The organism is Actinoplanes sp. G11-F43 (genome assembly GCF_050589265.1).
Taxonomy (GTDB): Bacteria; Actinomycetota; Actinomycetes; order Mycobacteriales; family Micromonosporaceae; genus Actinoplanes.
The window spans coordinates 206,314-225,693 of record NZ_JBNZCE010000024.1 but is presented as its reverse complement, the minus strand read 5'-3'; the positions used below and the strand labels follow the sequence as shown (position 1 = coordinate 225,693).

At 72.2% G+C, this 19,380-nt stretch carries 12 protein-coding genes; 5 read left to right on the top strand and 7 right to left on the bottom strand.

What is annotated here, in order from left to right:
• Nucleotides 1-5: 5 nt before the first annotated feature.
• The 6 genes from ACQ0O7_RS28070 to ACQ0O7_RS28045 form a co-directional block, all read right to left on the bottom strand.
• Nucleotides 6-1,028: a hypothetical protein gene (locus ACQ0O7_RS28070; RefSeq protein WP_430786014.1), complete on the bottom strand. Its 1,023-nt coding sequence runs from the start codon at nucleotides 1,026-1,028 to the stop codon at nucleotides 6-8.
• A gap of 108 nt (nucleotides 1,029-1,136) precedes the next feature.
• Nucleotides 1,137-3,056, bottom strand: coding sequence for a putative bifunctional diguanylate cyclase/phosphodiesterase (locus ACQ0O7_RS28065; protein WP_430786012.1), 1,920 nt, complete (start codon nucleotides 3,054-3,056; stop codon nucleotides 1,137-1,139).
• A complete protein-coding gene (locus ACQ0O7_RS28060; protein ID WP_430786010.1) occupies nucleotides 3,053-7,864 on the bottom strand; it encodes a diguanylate cyclase in 4,812 nt (1,603 codons plus the stop codon). The genes ACQ0O7_RS28065 and ACQ0O7_RS28060 overlap by 4 nt, the downstream gene beginning before the upstream one ends.
• A 59-nt stretch (nucleotides 7,865-7,923) precedes the next feature.
• Nucleotides 7,924-9,597, bottom strand: coding sequence for a glycoside hydrolase family 13 protein (locus tag ACQ0O7_RS28055; RefSeq protein ID WP_430786008.1), 1,674 nt, complete (start codon nucleotides 9,595-9,597; stop codon nucleotides 7,924-7,926).
• Nucleotides 9,598-9,667: 70 nt separating this feature from the next.
• On the bottom strand, nucleotides 9,668-10,699 hold the full coding sequence (locus ACQ0O7_RS28050; RefSeq protein ID WP_430786006.1) for a LacI family DNA-binding transcriptional regulator: 1,032 nt from the start codon (nucleotides 10,697-10,699) through the stop codon (nucleotides 9,668-9,670).
• Between the two features lie 253 nt (nucleotides 10,700-10,952).
• Nucleotides 10,953-12,173, bottom strand: a complete 1,221-nt coding sequence (locus ACQ0O7_RS28045; RefSeq protein ID WP_430786004.1) for a sulfite oxidase — start codon at nucleotides 12,171-12,173, stop codon at nucleotides 10,953-10,955.
• A 48-nt stretch (nucleotides 12,174-12,221) separates the two neighbouring features.
• Between ACQ0O7_RS28045 and ACQ0O7_RS28040 the strand changes: the two genes are divergently transcribed.
• Nucleotides 12,222-13,328, top strand: coding sequence for an LLM class flavin-dependent oxidoreductase (locus ACQ0O7_RS28040; protein ID WP_430786002.1), 1,107 nt, complete (start codon nucleotides 12,222-12,224; stop codon nucleotides 13,326-13,328).
• Between the two features lie 139 nt (nucleotides 13,329-13,467).
• Here the strand turns inward: ACQ0O7_RS28040 and ACQ0O7_RS28035 are convergent, their stop codons facing one another.
• On the bottom strand, nucleotides 13,468-14,562 hold the full coding sequence (locus ACQ0O7_RS28035; RefSeq protein ID WP_430786000.1) for an SAM-dependent methyltransferase: 1,095 nt from the start codon (nucleotides 14,560-14,562) through the stop codon (nucleotides 13,468-13,470).
• Between the two features lie 222 nt (nucleotides 14,563-14,784).
• Between ACQ0O7_RS28035 and ACQ0O7_RS28030 the strand changes: the two genes are divergently transcribed.
• From ACQ0O7_RS28030 to ACQ0O7_RS28015, 4 genes are read left to right on the top strand one after another with little or no spacing between them, the layout of a single operon-like run.
• Nucleotides 14,785-17,001: a sensor histidine kinase gene (locus ACQ0O7_RS28030; protein ID WP_430785998.1), complete on the top strand. Its 2,217-nt coding sequence runs from the start codon at nucleotides 14,785-14,787 to the stop codon at nucleotides 16,999-17,001.
• Nucleotides 17,001-17,408: a roadblock/LC7 domain-containing protein gene (locus ACQ0O7_RS28025; RefSeq protein ID WP_430785996.1), complete on the top strand. Its 408-nt coding sequence runs from the start codon at nucleotides 17,001-17,003 to the stop codon at nucleotides 17,406-17,408. Before ACQ0O7_RS28030 ends, ACQ0O7_RS28025 begins: the two co-directional genes overlap by 1 nt.
• A 25-nt stretch (nucleotides 17,409-17,433) precedes the next feature.
• Entirely contained in the window at nucleotides 17,434-18,600 is a 1,167-nt protein-coding gene (locus tag ACQ0O7_RS28020; RefSeq protein WP_430785994.1) for an ABC transporter substrate-binding protein, read from the top strand.
• An 11-nt stretch (nucleotides 18,601-18,611) separates the two neighbouring features.
• Nucleotides 18,612-19,379 carry a class I SAM-dependent methyltransferase gene (locus tag ACQ0O7_RS28015; RefSeq protein ID WP_430785992.1) on the top strand — a complete coding sequence of 256 codons (768 nt, stop codon included), beginning with the start codon at nucleotides 18,612-18,614 and terminating at the stop codon, nucleotides 19,377-19,379.
• Nucleotide 19,380: the final 1 nt, after the last annotated feature.

The following is a 19,380-nucleotide window of genomic DNA, read 5'->3' as shown; positions in this document are numbered from 1 at the left end:
AGGTGTCAGAGCCGCTTGACGACGACCTTGCGGCCGGACGCCTTCACCGAGTAGGTCACCGACTTCTTGGTCCACGGGTTGGTGGCGTACACCCGTACCCCGCCGGTCACGTTCTTGGTCTTGACCAGGGCGAAGCCGGTGTAGCGGTTGGCCGCGGCCACCTCCTTGCGCACCTGTGTGCGCAGGGTGGCGACCTTGACCGTGCGGCCCTTGGTCACCCGGCGGGTGTTCGTGGCACCCTGCTGGGCGGCGTCCTTCACGGTCGCGGTCATGGTGAGGTAGGCGACGCCCTTGTCCACACTCGCCGCGTCGATGCTGGCCGATGCGGCGGGGACGTCGACGGTCTGCGCCTCGTATTCGTACGAGACGGTTCCCGTCAACGATTCGTCGGGGTTGGACATGCCGACACTGATCAGCGCCGACGACGCGGTGGCGGTCATGACCACGGTGAGCTTGGACTGCTTCTCCACGACCTGGTACGAGATGGTGCCGTCGTCGTGCACCGTCTTCGTGCCGGGCTGCGAGTAGTACTCGTAGAGCGTCGCCGGGTCGGGAGCGTTGTCCCGCACGATCGTCGCCAGCTTCAGCTTCTTGTCGGCGGTGAACACATACTTGACCGACGGCTTGCCCATCATCTTGAGCGCCTGGAGTTCCAGGCTGTCCGCCTGCGCCCAGGCGCCCTTGCCCTCGGCCGCGAACAGGCCCTCGGTGCCGAGCCCGGACACCGACGTCACCTGCGAGAACAGCCCGTGTACCGGATCGACCGCGACGGTGTCCCGGACCGTCGACGAGCCACCCACCCCCGGCGAGACGGTGAACACGGTGACCGCTCCCCAGCCGCCGGCACCGGCCTTCGTGGAGGCGGTGCCGATCGCCCGGAGCGCGGTGCGCATCTCGGCCGCGGTCAGATTCGTGGTGGTGTCGGCGGCCCAGGCGGCCCCCGGAGCGACGATCAGACCGCCGGTGAGCGCGGCCGCCGCAGCGGTGGCGGTGGCAAGGAGCAGAGACGGCCGGGTGAGTACGGACATAGCTGTTGACCTCGGGAATCATGTCGAATGTGGCGACGCTACGAATCGGCTGCCCCGGCGCCGGCATGAGATCACCGCGCGGAGAGATCGGCGCGGTGGCCCCGCTGATCACACGGCCGCCGCCGAGTGGAGGAAGCGGCCGTCCAGGCCGGCGGCCGGGACCGGGCGGGCGAAGTGGTAACCCTGGGCGGTGTCGCAGCCCAGGGCGCTCAGGGCCTCGGCGGTGAAGACGTCCTCGACACCCTCGGCGACCACGGTCAGGCCCAGGTTGTGGGCCAGGTCGACGGCCGAGGCGACCAGGGCGCGGCTGCTGGCGTCGCCGACCATGTCGGCCACGAACGAGCGGTCGATCTTCAGTTCGTCGACCGGCAGGAGCTTGAGGTACGACAGCGACGAGTAGCCGGTGCCGAAGTCGTCGATGGACGTCTTGACACCCAGGTTGCGGATGCTGCGCAGGGCTTCGATGGTGGTCGTCGGGTCGGACATCACGGTGTACTCGGTGATCTCGATGCAGAGCAGTTCCCCGGGGACACCGGTGGATTTGAGCAGGGCGGCCAGCCGGCCGGGGAAGGTGGCGTCGAGCAGGCTGCGGGTGGACACGTTCACCGCGACCGGCACCCGGTGGCCGGCGTCCAGCCACTCCCGGGCCTGCCGTAGTGCCAGGTCGAGCACCCGCTCGGTGAACGGGTGGATCAGGCTGGTGGTCTCCAGCACCGGCACGAACTGGCCGGGCGACACCGGGCCGCGGGCCGGGTGGTTCCAGCGGGCGAGCGCCTCGACCCCGGCCAGCGAGCCGTCGGCCAGCCGGATCTTGGGCTGGTAGTGCAGGCTGAACTGGCCGGCGTCGGTGAGCCCGCGGCGCAGGTCGCCGAGCATGGTGAGCCGGTCGTCGCTGTTCTGGCCGGCGCTGCTGCCGTCGAACCGGCGGAACGCGTCGTGCTGCTGTTTGGCGTCGTGCAGAGCGCTGTCGGCGTGCCCGAGCAGGGTGCTGACGTCGTCGTCGGCGGTGGCGGTGGCCGCCCCGATGCTGATCTCCAGGTCGACGGTGATGTCGTCGAGCTGGAACGACTCGTCGAAGGCGTCGCGCAGCCGGGTGACGACCACGTCGGCGCGGGCCGGGTCCAGGTCGCGCAGCAGGATGGCGAACTCGTCGCCGCCGGTGCGGGCGACCAGGTCGGTGTCGCGGACCACGCCGGACAGCCGCCAGCCGGCCTCGGCCAGCAGCCGGTCGCCGATGTGCGGGCCGAGCTGGTCGTTGACGTGCCGGAACCCGTTGATGTTGACGGTCAGCACGGTGATTCCGGGTACGCCGCGGACCAGCCGCCCGGTGGACAGTTCACGGTGCAGGCGGGTGGTGAACGCGGCCCGGTTGGGCAGCCCGGTGAGCGCGTCGGTGGCGGCCATCGTCTCCACCTGGCGCCGGTGCGCGCGCATGGTCCAGGCGAACAGCGCGAGCACCATCAGGGTCAGGGCGAACGAGATCAGGCCGGCCCACACCAGCCGCCGGGAGTCGGCCTCGGCGATGTCGTGGTTGCCGTGGAAGCGTTCCTGGTGTTCCTCGTGCAGTTGCAGGAGCCGGGTGTTGATCCGGTGGTACGCCGGTTCGATCACGTTCTCCAGCTGGTTCTGCGCTTGCTCCTTCTCGCCCCGGTCGAGCAGCTGCAGGTACCAGATGATCTGCTGGCGCAGGTTGATCTGCCGCTGGGCGATGGTGCCGGCCTCCATGGCCTCACCGGCGTCGTCGGTGACGTCGGCGAGCGCCAGCGTGGCCTGGTAGGTCTGGAGGTCGGCGTCGAGCAGCTGCTGCCGTTCGAGGCCGTTCGGTTCATTCGCGACCGCCTCCAGCAGCGCCAGCTCCCGGGCCGACAGGTAGGCGGCCTGCTGGTACGCGGTCACCTGTTCGCCGGCGTGGATGAGGTCCCCGACGATGTCGGCGTGCCGGCGGTTGTCGATCAGGGAGAAGCCGGAGAGCAGGGCGAGGGTGCCGACCAGGGTGCCGACCACCCAGCGGCGGGCGCGGCGGCTCATCCGGCCACCACCCGGTTGCGGCCGGCGTGCTTGGCCTCGTACAGCGCCTCGTCGGCGAGCTTGGTCAGCTCCTCCGGGTCGCCGGTGACCGACGGCGCGCCGGAGACGACGCCGACGCTGATGGTGACCACACCGTCCGCGGACGCCTCGTGCGGCTGGGCCAGCGCGGCCACCGCGTCACAGGCGCGTTCCGCGACGATCAGCGCGTTCTCGTCGTTGGCGCCGGGCATCACGATGCAGAACTCCTCACCGCCGTACCGGGCCACCAGGTCGGTCGCCCGGACGCTGCGGCGCAGCGCCTCGGCGACCATCCGCAGGCACTCGTCGCCGCCCTGGTGACCGTAGTGGTCGTTGTACTTCTTGAAATTGTCGATGTCGATCATCGCGACGCCGACCGGCTCACCGGAACGCTGCGAGCGCAGCCACGTCTCGTCCAGGAAATCGGTGAGCTTGCGCCGGTTCGGCAGCCCGGTCAGCGGGTCGGTGACGGTGAGCACCTCGAGATGCCTCTTCGCGTCGTTCAGTTCCTCGGTGCGTTCCTCGACCATCCGTTCCAGCGACGCGTACACCTGGGCGTTCTCCAGGGACACGGTCAGCTGGCCGGCGATCAGCAGGACCGCGTCCAGCCGCCCGGCCGAGAACGCGCGCCGGCTCAGCCGGTTCTCCAGCACCAGCACGGCCCGCACCTGGCTCTGCCCGACGACCGGGACGACAAGCAACGAGCAATGATCAAGACCGGCCAGGTACGGGTCCCGGCCCACCCGGTCGTCCAGCGTCACGTCGTCCACCACCATGGGTGTGCCGGTGCGTTCGGCGTACCGGATCGCGGTCAGCGGCAGCAGCCCGCGCAGTCCCGCCTCCTCCAGGTCGAACTCCGGCCGGTCGCCGTCGGCGGGCAGCGTCCACCGGCCGGTCGGCTCGTCCCGCAGCACCAGGTGCACGGCGGTCGCGCCGGTCAGCCGGCCGAGCGTCTCCTGCACCCGGATCCGCAGCTCGCCCAGATCGCGTTCGGAGCTGAGCGCGCGGGCCGCCTCCAGCACCGCCATCAGGTCGATCACCTCGGTGGACAGGTTGACGCTGTGGGTGCTGTTCAGGGTCGCGTGCACCCGGGCGCCGGCGTCGGTCTGCAGACCGAGGGCCGACCCCAGCGACGGGTGCTCCCGCTTCAGCGCGTGCACCTTGCCGACCGCGCCCCACCGGGCGTACCCGGGCAGCGCCTCGGCCAGCAGGCGCGCGCCCACGTGCTCCAGCCCGTGATCCAGATAGAACCGGGCGGCCAGCTCGGTGATCAGCGGCGCGTGCCAGGACCGGCCGGCGGTCGCCGCGTCCGCCATCGCCGCGTCGTAGCCGGCCGCGGCCGCCGCGAAGTCGCCGCGCACCGCCGCCCGGGTCGCCTCGACCAGGTGGAACAGGTGCCGGAAGTTGCCCGGCTGCCCGGCCGCCCGGGCGGCCAGGAAGTCCCGGCTCTGATCCAGAACGGTCAGCGCCTCGTCCCGCTCGGCACCGGTCGCGGTCCGCGCGGTGACCGCGGCGCCCAGCGCGCCGACCACCCGGGCCGGGGCGTTCAGGTACACCCCGGGCACCGACGGCAGCAGCCGCAGCGCCTCGCCACCGAACCGGACCAGCGCCGCGTCGTCGCCGAAGATCGCCGCGGACAGCGCCCGCAGCGTGCGGTAGAACACCCCGGCCGCGTCGTTGCCGGTCAGCCCGTACAGGTAGGTCTCCTCGTCGAAGCCGTCCTCGCCGAGCGCACCCGGCCGTACCGTCTCGCCACGCATCGCCCGGACGAACCGCCCGCCGGTGACGAACATCGAGTTCATGTCGGTGGCGCCGATCCGGTCCCCGAACGCCAGCGCCGCCTCCGCCTCCCGCTGGAACGCCCGCAACTCGGTGGACGCGTCGAGCATCTGCGGCACCGACGTCAGATAGGTGTAGAACGCGCTGCGCAGGTCACCGCCGCGCAGCAGGCCGTCGCGGGCCTCGTGCGCCATCCGCACCCCGTGCTCCAGCGGCTCGAACCAGGGCAGGGTGGACAGCGCGTGCAGGTTGCGGACCTGCGAGGTCTCCGGCTCGTACCCGAACCGCTCGCCGACCGCCAGCACGTGCGTCACCGCCCGGTACGCCACCTCGGGGTCGCCGCCACCGGCGATGGTGACCACCCCGATGTTGCCGAGCGTGCCGGCCAGCGGCGCGCACACCCCATGCCCGGCCCACAGCTCGGCCGCCTGCGCCACCAGCCACGCCATCGTGGTCTGGTCGGCGAAGAACGCCGCCGGGACCAGCCGGTTGATCAGGTGCGCGGCGGCGAGCAGCCGCGGATCGGTCAGCTCCCGCAGCTCACCGTCACCGGCACCGGCCAGCCAGCCGTGGAAGACACCCATGCCGGCGCCGATCCGCGGGCCCATCCCGGCGGGCGACGGCACGTCCACCCCGAGCCGGCCGAGCAGCCCCAGGCCGAGGGCCATCGCCTCGCCGAGCATCCGCCGGTTGGTCAGCGTGCCGATCTGCTCGGCCACCGGCCCGACCAGCCACACCGGGTCCCGGGACGGGCCGTCCAGCTCGGCGAAGACCACGTCGGCCTCGCTGAACCGGCCCAGCCCGCACAGGGCGGCATGCCACTCGGCGCGGGTTTCGGCGTACCCACAGTCGTCTTGGTCCAGAAGACGCAGCGCGGCCGCCAGATGAACCTCACTCACCGCATGGTTGGCGACCATCCGGGCCGACGCGGCGGCCCGCCGCAACGCCCGCGCCGCCGCCTGCTTCTCCGCCGGCTCGGCGGTGACCAGCAGGTCGACCGCGGCCAGGTAGAGACCGGCGGCGACCGGCGCCGGAGCCAGCCGCCGGGCCAGTGTCAGGCTCAGCTCGGCCCGGCGCCGCTCGCCCAGGCGGCCGAACGCCGCCTGCTGCACCCGGTCGTGCCGGAACCGCGCGGACCCGGCGACCAGCACCAGACCGTCCTCGACCGCGGGCGCCAGATCGGCGCCGAGCAGCGCCGGATCGACCTCGCCACCCAGGCAGGCCAGCACGTCGACGGCCGCCCGGGTGGCCTCCGGCAGCGCGTCGATCCGGGCGCCGAGCAGCGCCACCACGTCACCGTGACCGACGAAGTCACGGACCGCGGCGGCCTCCCACCGCCAGCCGCCGCCGTGCGGGACCAGCACCCCCTCCCGGCGCAGCGCGTTCAGCAGCTCCACCGTGTCGAACGGATTGCCGCGGGTCCGTTCGGCCAGCAGCGTGGCCAGCCGCTCCGCCTCCGGCAGCCGCAGCATCCCGGCGATCAGCAGGTTCAGGTCGGCGACGCTCAGGTTGTCCAGGCGCACCTCGGCCGTGTCCCCGCGCTCCCGGCGCAGCCGCTCCCGCACCGCGCTCAGCGGATGCGCCGCGTCCACCTCCTCCTCCCGGTACGCGCCCAGCACCAGCAGCCCGGGCAGTGCCGCGTCGTCCAGCACGTCGTCCAGGAACCGGAACGCGTCACCCGACGCCCACTGCAGGTCGTCCAGGAAGAACACCAGCACCGCACCGTCCGCGACGGTCCGCAGCAGGGTCAGGCCGGCCCCGCGCAGCCGCAGGGACACCGCCCGCGGGTCGAGGCCGGACAGGTCGTCGGCGGGCACGCCCAGCAACGGCTGGAACTGCGGCGTCAGCGCGGCGATCAGCCCGGCGTCCGGGCCCAGCGCCGCCAGCAGCCGCCCACGCAGATCGGCGACCACCTCGTCCGGCTCGGCCAGCAGCATCTCACCGAGCCGGCCGAACGCCTCCGCCACCGCACCGGCGCCGTCCTGGTGGAACTGGTCGAACTTGCCGGCCACGAACCGGCCGCCGGCCGCCGTCACCGCCGGGCGCAACTGATCCACCAGCGCGGTCTTGCCCACCCCGGGCGGACCGGTGATCAACCCGAGCACGCTGTGCCCGCTCTGCGCCTCGGCCAGCAGGGTGTGCAGCCCGGCCAGCGGCGCGTCCCGGCCGATCAGCCGGGCCGGAGCCGCCAGGCGCATCGGGAAATCCCGCTCACCCGGCTCGAACGCCTCACCCGCGCGCAGCCGCGCCAGGTCGTGCGCCAGCCCCTCACCACTCTGGTACCGCTGGTCCGGCTCCTTGCGCAGCAGCCGCAGGACGATCTCCGACAGAGCCGCCGGTACGAGCGGGTTCACCTCGGCCGGCGGCACCGGCACCCGCGCCAGGTGGTCGTGGATCAGCGCCAGCGGCTCCCCGCCCCGGCCGAACGGCGGCTCACCGGTGGCCAGCTCGTACAGGGTGGCGCCGAGCGCGTACAGGTCGCTGCGGTGGTCCACCGGCCGCCCGGTCCGCCCGGTCTGCTCCGGCGCCAGATAGGGCAGCGTGCCGGCCAGATCCTCCTCCGGCACGTCGGTCACCCGGTGCGAATCCAGCGTCGCCAGCTCGAAGTCGATCAGCGTCGGCGCGCCGGTGACCGGGTCGATCAGCACGTTCGCCGGGCTGACGTCGCGGTGCACCACCCCGCGCCGGTGCACCCCGGCGACCACGTCGGCCAGGTCCTCGGCCACCCGCAGCAGGGCTTCGGCCGGCCACGGCGACACCTGGTCGGCGAGGGTACGCGCGGGCAGGTCCCGCAACGACAGGTGATCGGCGCTCGGCTCGCCGGCCAGGCTCGGGATGCCGGCCGTGCCCTCCAGCCGCCGCAGCACCGCCACCTCGTTGCGCAGCCGCTCGGCCGCGTCCGGGCCGAGCGGCTGCTTACGCACGATGAAGGTGCCGTCGTCGAGACGGACCCGGGCGACGCGGGTGCGATCGCTGTCGTAGAGCAGCTCTTCGGCGCGGTCAGATGTCACGCGCTGCCCATCGTCCCGGCACGGCCGGGGATGAGCATTGCTACCCGACTACCACCGTGTCAGAGCGACCACCAGACGGTGGTGTCCGGCGGCAGCACCACGTCGTCGGCGGTGCCCTCCACCGGGCCGCTGGCCAGCAGCAGCTCACCCGGGCGGCCGACCGGCACCGGCCGATCGCTCATGTTGACCGTACAGCGGAAGACCGGTGCGCCGTCCACCCGCCGCTCGAAGGCGAGCACCCCGGCCGGCGCGGCCACCCAGGTCAGGTTGTCCACCGGGGCCAGGGCCGGGTTCGCCCGCCGGATCGCCAGCGCCGACCGGTACAGCTCCAGCGTCGAACCCGGCACACCCGCCTGCGCTGCCACACTCAGCCCGGCCCAGGTCGCGGGCTGGGGAAGCCAGCTGCCGCCGCCGTCCGGGCCGAAGCCGTACGGGGCCACGTCGCCACTCCACGGGATCGGCACCCGGCAGCCGTCGCGGTAACCGTCCTGGCCGGTGGCGCGATGGAACGCCGGATCCTGGCGAACCTCCGCGGGCAGGTCGATCACCTCCGGCAGGCCCAGCTCCTCGCCCTGGTAGACGTACGCGGAACCGGGAAGTGCCAGCATCAGCGCGGACGCCGCGCGGCCGCGCCGCAGACCCTGAGCGTCGTCCACCGGCGTGGGTTTCCGCCCCGCCGCGTCGCCCTCGACCCTCTGCATCAGCCGGGTGGTGTGCCGGACCACGTCGTGGTTCGACAGCGTCCAGGTCGTCGGGGCGCCCACCGCGCGCATCGCGGCCAGGGACTCCTCGATCATCCGCTGCTGCTCGTTGACATTCCACGCGGTGCCCAGCCAGCTGAAGTTGAACGCCTGGTGCAACTCGTCGCCGCGCACGTAGTTGGCCACCCGGGCCAGCGACGGCGCCCACGCCTCGGCCACCGCGATCCGCTCACCCGGGTACTCGTCCAGGATCCGGCGCCAGTCTCGGTAGATCTCGTGCACACCGTCCCGGTCGAAGAACGGGCTCTCCCCGGCGCCCAGCAGGTGCCACTCGCCGGTGTCGCCGATGTCCGGCAGACCCGGCTCCTTGACCATGCCGTGCGCCACGTCCACCCGGAACCCGTCCACACCCAGGTCCAGCCAGAACCGCAGGATGGTCTTGAACTCGTCGCGGACCGCCCCGTGCTCCCAGTTGAAGTCCGGCTGCTCGGGGGCGAACAGGTGCAGATACCACTCGCCGTCCTCGACCCGGGTCCAGGCCGGGCCACCGAAGATCGACGGCCAGTCGTTCGGCGGCAGCTCACCCTCGGCACCCCGGCCGGGGCGGAAGTGGTAGCGGTCCCGGAACGGCGAACCGGGGCCCTCGGCGATCGCCCGCCGGAACCATTCGTGCTGGTCCGACGAATGGTTCGGCACCAGGTCGACGATCACCCGCAGGCCCAGGGCGTGCGCGCCGGTGATCAGCCGCTCGGCGTCGGCGACGGTGCCGAAGATCGGGTCCACCGTGCGGTAGTCGGAGACGTCGTAGCCGGCGTCGGCCTGCGGCGAGGCGTAGAAGGGCGACAGCCAGACCGCGTCCACCCCCAGATCCCGCAGGTACGGCAGACGGCTGTGGATGCCGGGCAGGTCACCGATGCCGTCGCCGTTGGAGTCGGCGAAGCTGCGCGGGTAGATCTGGTAGATGACCGCGTTGCGCCACCAGGAAGCCGGTGGCGCCTCGACAGTGGGCGGTGCGATCAGTTGATCCGTCATGGCGGGGAACGCTAGCACTTTACTAACACGTGTTACAGGGCCTGCTTTGAAATTTCTTGCAAAGGGTCGGTCAGGCCGGTTTCGCGGTCGACTCCCGGACGATCAGCGAGGTGCCCAGAGTCTGGTGCGGATTCTGGTCCTCACCCCTGATCGCCGAGATCAGGAAGTCGGCGGCGATGCGGCCCTTGGTGACGATCGGCTGCCGGACGGTGGTCAGGCGGGGGCGGAACCAGGAGGACTCGGCCAGGTCGTCGAAGCCCGTCACGGACACCATTTCGGGTACGGGGATTGCAAGTCCTTGCAAAGCATCCACGGCGCCGTACGCCAGGATGTCGGACAGGGCCAGCACCGCAGTCGGGGGTTCGTCGCCGCTCATGAACCGGTGCGTGGCACGGTAGCCCTCGGCCCGGGACACCTGAACTTCGGCTAGCCGAACATCAGACATGTTAAAACCGGCCTCGGTGAGCGCATCAGCGATCCCCGCCATCCGCCGCGCCAGCGGTCCGCGATACCCGCGCACCCCCACATCGGCACCCGGATCCATCGACAACACCGCCAGCCGCCGATGCCCCAGCTCCAGCAGATGCCTGGTCACCTCACGGGCACCGCCCCGATCGTCCACCTCGACACTCGGCGCGCCCTCCACCCGATCACTGTCGATCAAGACGAACGGGATGCCACGCCGCTCCAGCTCGGCCACCTCACCACGATCGGCCTCCAGACCACAGACGATGAACCCATCGACCGCCGCGTACGGGATAGCCTTCAGCACCGAATCCCGCAGTGGTGGCGTCAACAGCAGGGTGTAGCCCTCCTGGTCGCAGACCTGACCGACACCCATCAGGAACCGGGAGTAGTACGGGTTCTCCAGGATCCCGGCCAACCGTTGCGGCAACAGCACCCCGATCGAATTCGTGGTGCCCGCCTGCAACATCCGGCCCAGGGTGCTCGGCGCGTAGCCCAGCCGCTCGGCCGCCGCGAGGATCCGCTCCCGGGTGGCCGCGGAGATCCGGTCCGGCTTGTTGAACGCGAACGACACCGCCGACCGGGACACCCCCGCGGCTGCCGCGACGTCGTGCGACGTGGCCTTTCTCGACGACATGCGGCGCTCCAGGGTCGGGCGCTCACCATACCGTTTCCGAGGGTGACCCTCACGCGTGCGGGAACGCCGCCGTGCAGAACGACGCCATCCACCCGATGACCGGGTGGCCCTCACACCTGCGGGAACGCCGCGGTGCAGAACGACGCCATCCACCCGATGACCGGGTGACCCTCACGTGTGCGGGAACGCCACCATCATCTCGACCCGGGCATCCCGCCGGCCGGGACGCGATCGTGTCCCGGCCGGGCTGAGGTCACGCAGCGGTCACCGGCACCTTGACCACCGCGTCGAACAGGTAACCGAGAGTGTTGAACCGCGCCACCTCGGGCTGAGTGTTGCCCCGGACATCGGTGGCCCGCGCCTGCAGCACGTGCGACCCGGCCGCCGGAGTCCAGTCGATCTCCCAGCGCTGCCACACCCCGCCGGGCGTCGCACCGTAGGGCCGGGCGCGCCGCCACGTCACCCCGCCGTCGGTGCTGACCCTCGTCTCCCGGATCGGGCCGTCCGCGGACCAGGACCGGCCGGTCAACCGGGTGCGCACCCCGGCCGGGAACGTCGCCCCCGGATCCAGCTCGAACGGGCTCTTCACCACCTGCCGGTCGAACGGCTGCCCCTCGGCCGGGAAATCCGGCCCGAAAAGGCGGTAGAACTGGGTGTTCCACGGCGAGAACAGCGGCTCCGCCGACACCTCGATCCGCCCGACCCATTTGATCGACGCGATGCCGATCCAGCCGGGCACCACCACCCGGACCGGAAATCCGTGGTCGGCCGGCAGTGGCGCACCGTTCAGCTCATAGGCGAGCAGCACGTCGTCGAACGCTTTCCCGACCGGGAACGGCCGCCGCACCGGCCCGAGATCCACGCCGCCGCTGACGAAGTTCGGATCGAGGCCGATCGGTTGCACATCGACGGCGGAACGGGAGATCCCGGCTTTCCGCAGCACCGTCGACAGGCGTACCCCCTTCCATTTCCCGACCCCGATGGCGCCGAGCTGCCACGCCGTACCGGAAACGCTCTGTCCCTGCTGTGTCGTGTAGAAACCGCGACCGTTTCCGGCGCACTCGATGGCGACCGGCCGCGTCTCGCTGGGCAGTCTCTTCAGTTCTTCGAGGCCGAAGTGGGAGGTCTTCCGGACTCCGGATCCGGCGATCTCCAAGGACCAGCCGGCGGCGTCGATCTCCGGGGTGACCGTGTGGTTGCGCACGAAGAACCGGTCCACCGGGACGTAATAGCCCTGATCCCGCAACGCCGACCAGCGCGTCTCGGCGTTGGTTCCGAGGGCCCGGAAAAGGTCCGCCGGAAGTGGTTTGACAATGGGGCCGGCAGCCGAGGCGCCGGTTGCCGGAACGACCGGAAGCGCCGCACCGACCCCCACCGCGGCGGTGAGGCGCATCAGATCCCGCCGGGAGAATCCGCGTGCCCGCCCGGCCTGGAAGTCACGAAGTCTGCGCTCGTCGTACACTCCTTCATCCATGGCGGTAGATCCTATCGATTTTGTAGGAGTTGTGGATAGTCTGGCCCCATGGATTTCCACTGGTTCCTGCCCACCAACGGCGACAGCCGCGAACTCACCGGCGGCACCGTCCGCCCGGTGACCACCGCATATCTCGGCCAGATCGCGCGCAGCGCCGAACAGCTGGGATTCGTCGGCGCGCTGACCCCGGCCGGCGCCTGGTGCGAGGACGCCTGGCTGTCCACGGCGATGCTGGTGGAAGTCACCGAACGACTCAAATTCCTGGTCGCGTTCCGCCCCGGCCTGATCTCACCCACCCTCGCCGCGCAGATGGCCTCCACATTCCAGCGCCTCTCCGGAAACCGCCTGCTGCTCAACGTCGTCACCGGCGGCGAATCACACGAGCAGCGCCAATTCGGCGACTTCCTCGACAAGGACTCGCGATACCAGCGGACCGGCGAATTCCTCACCGTGGTGCGGGCATTGCTGCGCGGAGAGACGATTTCGTACGAGGGACAGCATCTGCGGGTGGCCGAAGCCCGGCTCGCGCGGGTTCCGGACGTCACGCCCCGCATCTACTTCGGAGGCTCGTCCGCGGCGGCCGGCCCGGTGGCCGCCGAGCACGCCGACGTCTACCTGACCTGGGGTGAACCGCCCGCCCGGGTGGCCGAGAAGCTGGCCTGGATCCGCACCCTCGAACCGGGTATGCGTTTCGGCATCCGCCTGCACGTGATCACCCGGGACACCACGGACGAGGCCTGGGCGGAGGCCGAACGCCTGCTGCGCAACGTGTCCCCGGCTGACGTCGAAGCCGTGCAGGCCAGCCTGGCCGGCAGCGAGTCGGTCGGCCAGCAGCGGATGCGCGAACTCCACGGCGGTGACCGGGACGGCCTGGTGGTCGCACCGAACCTGTGGGCCGGGGTGGGACTCGTCCGGGGCGGGGCGGGCACCGCGCTGGTCGGCAGCCACCGTGAGGTCGCCGACCGGATCGAGGAGTACGCCGCCCTCGGCATCACCGAGTTCATCCTCTCCGGGTATCCGCACCTCGAGGAGGCGTACCGCTTCGGGGAGGGTGTCCTTCCCGAACTGCGCCGCCGCGGCCTCTGGGGCCACCCGGCCGGGGACACCCCGGTCCCGGCCGCGGTGCCCTTCACCGGTGTGCCGCTGTCGCGGTGACCTATTCGGTTCGCCGGTGGGCTGCTGTCGCGGTGGCTTTTCGGTTCGCCGGTGTGCCGCTGTCGCGGTGACCTTTTCGGATTGCCGGTGGGCTGCTGTCGCGGTGGCCGGCCTTCGGTCCTTTGCTGAGGTGGGGTCGTCACGGTAACCGGCCGACCGCGCCGTAGATCGCCACCTCGGCCGGTGTCGGCCCGTATGGCCCGGGCCGCCGCCAGTCGCAGACCGCCACCAGGCCGGGCTCGACCACGTCCAGCCCGTCCAGGAACTCGGCGACCTTCGCCCTGGGCCGGGGCCGCAGATCCGGGGCGAGCGCCGGGACCGCCGCGGCCCGCCCCGGGTCGGTGAAGTCGAGTGTGGCGTGACTGACCACCAGGAAGCTGCCGCTGGGCAGGGCGCCGACCAGCCCCTTGACCGCCGTCCCGGCCGCCTCGTCGTCGGTCACGAAGTGCAGCACCGCGGCCATCAACAGCCCGACCGGCTTGCGCAGATCCACCATCGGATGCCCGAGGATGGCCCCCGGATCACGCAGGTCGGCCTCCAGGCAGGCGGTCCGCCCGCGTGGCCCGTCGTCGAGCAGCGCACGGGCGTGCGCCATCACTATCGGATCGTTGTCCACATAGAGGACCCGCCCGCCGGACACCATGTCATGGGTGTTCTCCCTGGTGGGCAGGCCGGCGCCGACATCCACGAACTGCCGGACGCCACGCCGGTCCAGATAGCGGACCGCGCGGCGGACGAACGCCCGGTTCTCCCGGACGGCCGTGACGATGCTGGGGAAGACCCGCTCGATCGCGGCGGCGGACCGCCGGTCGGCGGGGAAGTGGTCCTTGCCGCCCAGCCAGTACCCATAACGGCGGGCCGGGTGCGGCGCGGTCACGTCGAGCTCCCGTGGCCGCTCCCGGTCCGCGCGGACCGTGCCGCCGGCCGGCAGCCGTGGACTGTACAGACCGATCGCGGCGTCGGTGACGACCCCGGTGGCCCGGCGCAGCGCGGCCCGGCGCTCGGCACACGGCCACCGGTGCTCGCCGCGCTCCAGCTTGCCGACCCAGCGCGCGTCGACGGCCAGGGCGGACGCGGTGGCCGCCGGATACAGCGCGTGCAGCGCCTCGTTGACCGCGTCGGCGAACTCGCCGCGGGACAGCGCCTGGCCGGGCCGGCGTGGGGACGGCGTGCTCCGGCGGCAGGTCAGCAGAGCGGTGTTCGGCGTGATGACCGCGTCAGGACGGCGCGGCATGGGGACCCCGTGGCATGAACATCGGCCGATTGTTCGCCATCACCGATCAAGGTCACAATGCGAATTCCAGTCCTTAATGGACGTTAAGTCAGGTGCCCTCGAAGTCGGACCTCAAGTCGGTATCTGCCGCGCTCAGCGGCCCCGTGATCGGATTGATGAAAGCCGCTCGGGACCGGTGGCGGACCCGATGCGGCACGACACCCCGATAGGAAACCGACAACGATGAAGACCGTAGGACTGGCGTTGCCGCGCCTGACCGACCGGCCGATCCGCACCAAACTGGCCTTCGTGATCACCCCGACCGTGGTGGTGATCCTGGCGCTGGCCGGCGTGATCGGTCACAGCGCGGCAGTCGCGGCATCCCGAGCCGACCAGGCCCGCCGCCTGGTCGGCGACAGCCGAACCGCGGGCGAGCTGACCGCCGCGCTCCAACGCGAGCGGGCCGCCGCCGCGCTGGTCTTCGCGCAGGCGTCCCGTCCCGACGCGGTCACCGCCTACCAGGAGGCCGGACGGTTCACCGACGAGGTCCGGAGCCGGTTCACCGGCCCACCGGCCGCCACGCTGAGCGTCCTGCCCCTGCTGCGCGAGCAGGTCCGCAGCGGCCGGGACGTGACGGCCAGCCTGGTCGTCTTCCGTTACCGGGCGATGATCACCGGCCTGATCGGCTACCGCGCCGGCATGGCCCAGCTCGACGTCAGCGCCGGCACCGCCACCCGGCTGCGCGCCGTCGCCACCCTGTCCGACGGCGTCGAAGCCCTCGGGCAGCTCCAGGTCACCGTGCTGCCGGCCCTCGCCGCCCGGCGCCTCACCGCCGCCGAGCAGCAGCAGACCGTCGCTGCCTCGGCCGCCCACGGCGAGGCGATGGAGGCCTTCCGGCGGCTCGCCCCGGACCACTGGTCCGACCGCCTCATCGCCCAGCCCGCCACCGGCGCGGTCGCCGAGGCCGAGCGGCTCCAGGCCCTGGCGGCCAACAGCCCACCCGCCACCCGCCTGCCCTGGGCGGTCCCATCCCGCCAGTGGTCCGCCGCGTTCGGTGCCCGGATGGACCGGCTGCACACCGTCGAGCGCGCCCTCGACACCGAGCTGGTCGCGAGCGTCACCGCCGACCGGGACGCCCGCCACCGCGAGATCGTCCTGCTCGCCCTCCTGGTGCTGTCCAGCCTGGTCGTGCTGGTCACGGTCGGCTGGTGGGTCACCCGCTCGATGACCCGGTCGCTGCGCGCACTCACCCACGGCGCGGCCACCACCGCCACCACCACCCTGCCCACGGTGGTCGGCCGGCTCACCGCCGGGCGGCCCGACCCGGCTGTCGCCGCCGCCCTGATCGAGCACGCCGGCACCGCCGTCCCGATCACCGGCACCGACGAGATCGCCGAGGTGGCCCGCGCCTTCAACCACGTCTCCCGGACCGCGGTCAGCCTCGCCGCCGACCAGGCCGAGCTGCAGACGGTCATCGCCACCGTGATGGAGGCGCTGGCCCGCCAGCTGCAACGCCAGGGCCACCGGGTGATGGCCGCGATCGACGCCCTGGAGCAGGACGAGGAGGATCCGGCCCGGCTGCGCCGCCTGTTCGAGCTGGACCAGCGGGCCACCGGCATCCAGCGCCTGATCGCCAACCTGTTCGTCTTCTCCGGCGGCCGGGCCGGCCAGCCGGCGAGCCGCCCGATCCCGCTCACCGACGTGGTCAAGGCCGCGATCAGCCGGGTGCACAACGCGTACGACCAGGTCGACGACACCTATGTGGACCGCGCGGTGCTGATCACCGCCGAGCACGCCGAGGAGCTCGTGCACGTGCTCACCGAGCTGGTCGACAACGGGATCCGGTTCTCCCCACCCGGCGGTCCGGTGCACGTGGCCGCCCGTCAGGTCGGCGACCGGGTGCACGTCCAGGTCAGCGACAGCGGGGTGGGCATCCCCGAGGACCGTCTCCCGTACCTTCTGGAGCGTCTCTCCTCCTTCTCCCTCGACGTGGAGACGGCCCAGCACATGGGACTGCCGGTGGTCGGCCGGATCGCCTCCCGGCTCGGCCTCGGAGTGTCCCTGCGCTCCGGCCCCGGCGGCACCCGCGCCGACGTGATGGTCCCGGAGGACCTGTGCACCGTCGCCGAGGCGCTCCCGGCACCCCGGGGCGCCGTCCCCGCGGTGATACCCGCTCCCCGGAGCAGCGTCGCCGGGGTGATTCCCGCACCCCGAGGCGCCGTCCTCGAGGCGCTGCCCGCACTTCGCGGCACCGGGCACGGCCTGCCCGCACCCCGTGGCACCGAGCACGGCCTGCCCATCCGGGTTCCCGGCCGGCACGCCGTCCCGGTGACCGAACAGCCCGGCCGGGCCACCGCCGCGACGCCCCCGGACCGCTCGGTGGTGAGCCGGGGCATGGCCGCGATCGCCGCCAGCGTCCGGGTCTCCCGTTCCACCAGCACACAGATTGGCCCCTCCTGATGAACCCCACCCCCACCCCCGCGAACCTCGGTTTCCTGCTCGACCGCTTCTGCTCGGAGAACCCGGACGTCAGCCACGCCCTCGCCGTCTCCGGTGACGGCCTGCCCATCGCGGCCAGCAGCGGCGTCGACCCGGCGGTCCGCGACCAGCTCGGCGCCAGCACCTCCGGGCTGATCGGCCTGGCCGTCGGCATGTCCACCTTCATCCGGGCCGGCGAGGTGCACGACATCGTCGTCAACTTCGACAACGGCTGGGTGCTCGTCCAGCGACCATCCCGGCGGCTCGTCCTGACCGCGCTGGCCGGACTCGACGCCGACATGGGCCGGGTGCACCACGAGCTGCTGCGCCTGGGCGAGGCGGCCGGCCGGGTCCTGGAGCCCGGCGCCGCCCACGTCACCGCGGCCTGACCACCACGAAGACCGGAGAAGACCCTTGAGACGATTTCTGTACGCGGGATGCGTGCTCCTGCTCGCCAGCGGATGCTCCGGCTCCAGCCTGGACGACAGCGCCCCGTCCGGCGGAGCCCTGACGATCGGGCTGATCTGGCCGTCCTCCGGGCCGTACGCGGCGCTCGGCAAGGACCAGGCCGCCGGCTGGCAGCTGTACCTCGACGCGCACGGCGGCAAGCTCGGCGGGCGTACCGTCGCCACGGTCACCGCCGACGAGGGTGCCGGCGCGGCCTCCGCCCTGGCCGCGGCCCGCAAACTGCTCGACGGCGACCGGGTCACCGTCCTGGTCGGCACGGCGAGCGCCGACGCCGCGGCAGCGGTCGCCGGCCCGGCCACCGAGCGGCGGGTGCCGTTCATCGGCACCGGCGGCCGCCCGTCCACCCTCGACGACGTCGGTTACACCTGGCACACGTCCTGGCTGTCCCGGGAGATGGGCCAGGCCGTCGCCCGGCATCTGAAGGACACCATCGACGGCCCGGTCTACGTGATCGGTCCCGACTACCAGGGCGGTTACGACCAGCTCGGAGGCTTCACCGACGCGTTCGCCGCGGTCGGCGGGCGGCTCGCCAACCCGGACGGCAAGACCACCTGGACACCGTGGCCGGCCACCACCAACTTCCTGCCCTACCTCAACCGGATCCGCGACTCCGGCGCCAAGGCCGTCTACACCTTCTACGCCGGGACCGCCGCCGTCGACTTCGTCAAGCAGTACCGCCAGTCCGGCCTGGACATCCCGCTCTACGGCGCCGGGTTCCTCACCGAGGGAGCGGTCCTCGGCGCGCAGAACGAGTCCGCCGACGGCGTCCACACCGTGCTGAACTACGCGGCGAACCTGGACAACGCCGCCAACCGCGCGTTCGCCCCCGCCTACCAGGACCGCTACGGCACACCCCCGAACGTGTACGCGGTGACCGGCTGGGACGCCGCGCTGCTGCTGGACCACGCGATCGCCGCGGCCGGAGACGACCCGACCGGGCCGAGCATCAACGCGGCCATCGGCGCCGGCGGCTCGGTCGACAGCCCGCGCGGCGAGTGGCGCTTCGGCAGCCTGCACAGCCCCAACCAGGCCTACTACCTGCGGCAGGTCCGGACCGACGGGCGGACCCGGGCGAACGTCGTCACCCAGACCCTGACCACCCTGACCAACTGAGAGGCCGCCCCGTGCACTACCTGTTCGACAATGCCACCGCCGAGGCCGCCCGCCAGGTCTGGCTGCTCGCCGCGATCCTCGACGGGCACACCCGCGACGTGCTCCGGCCGCTCGGCCCGAAACCCGGCTGGACCTGCCTCGACCTGGGTGCCGGCGCGGGCAGCGTGGCGCGGTTCCTGGCCGGGCGCGGGGCCCGGGTGGACGCCGTCGACACCGATCCGCGGCACCTGGCCGAGCACGAGCTGATCACCGTCCGGACCGCCGACGTCACCACCACCGACCTCGGCACCGGCCGCTATGACCTGATCCACGCCCGGCTGCTCTTCATGCACCTGCCGAACCGCGACGAGGTCCTGGCCCGGGCCGCAGCCGCGCTCAAACCCGGTGGCCGCCTGGTGATCACCGACTGGGACTGCACCCGCCCGCAGGACATGCTGCTCACCGCCCCCGCGCCGGTGATCGACGCCTTCCTGGCCATGCAGACCGCGATGATCGAGGCGGGGGAGGCCCGGGGCATGGAGGCCGGCTGGGCCCGCCGGCTGCCCGACGCGGTCCACGGCACCGGGCTGCGGGTGACCGCGGTGGTCCACAACCGGCACTGGACCGGCGGTGAGCCCGGCATGCAACTGCACGGCTGCAACAGCCGCCAGCTCGAGACACCGCTGCTCGCGGCAGGTGTCACCGGCAGACAGCTGAGCGTGCTGCGCGCCGCGATGGAGGACCCGTCGGTCACCGGGTATTCCTACCCGGCCCACACCGCCGTCGGCGTCCGGGACTGAC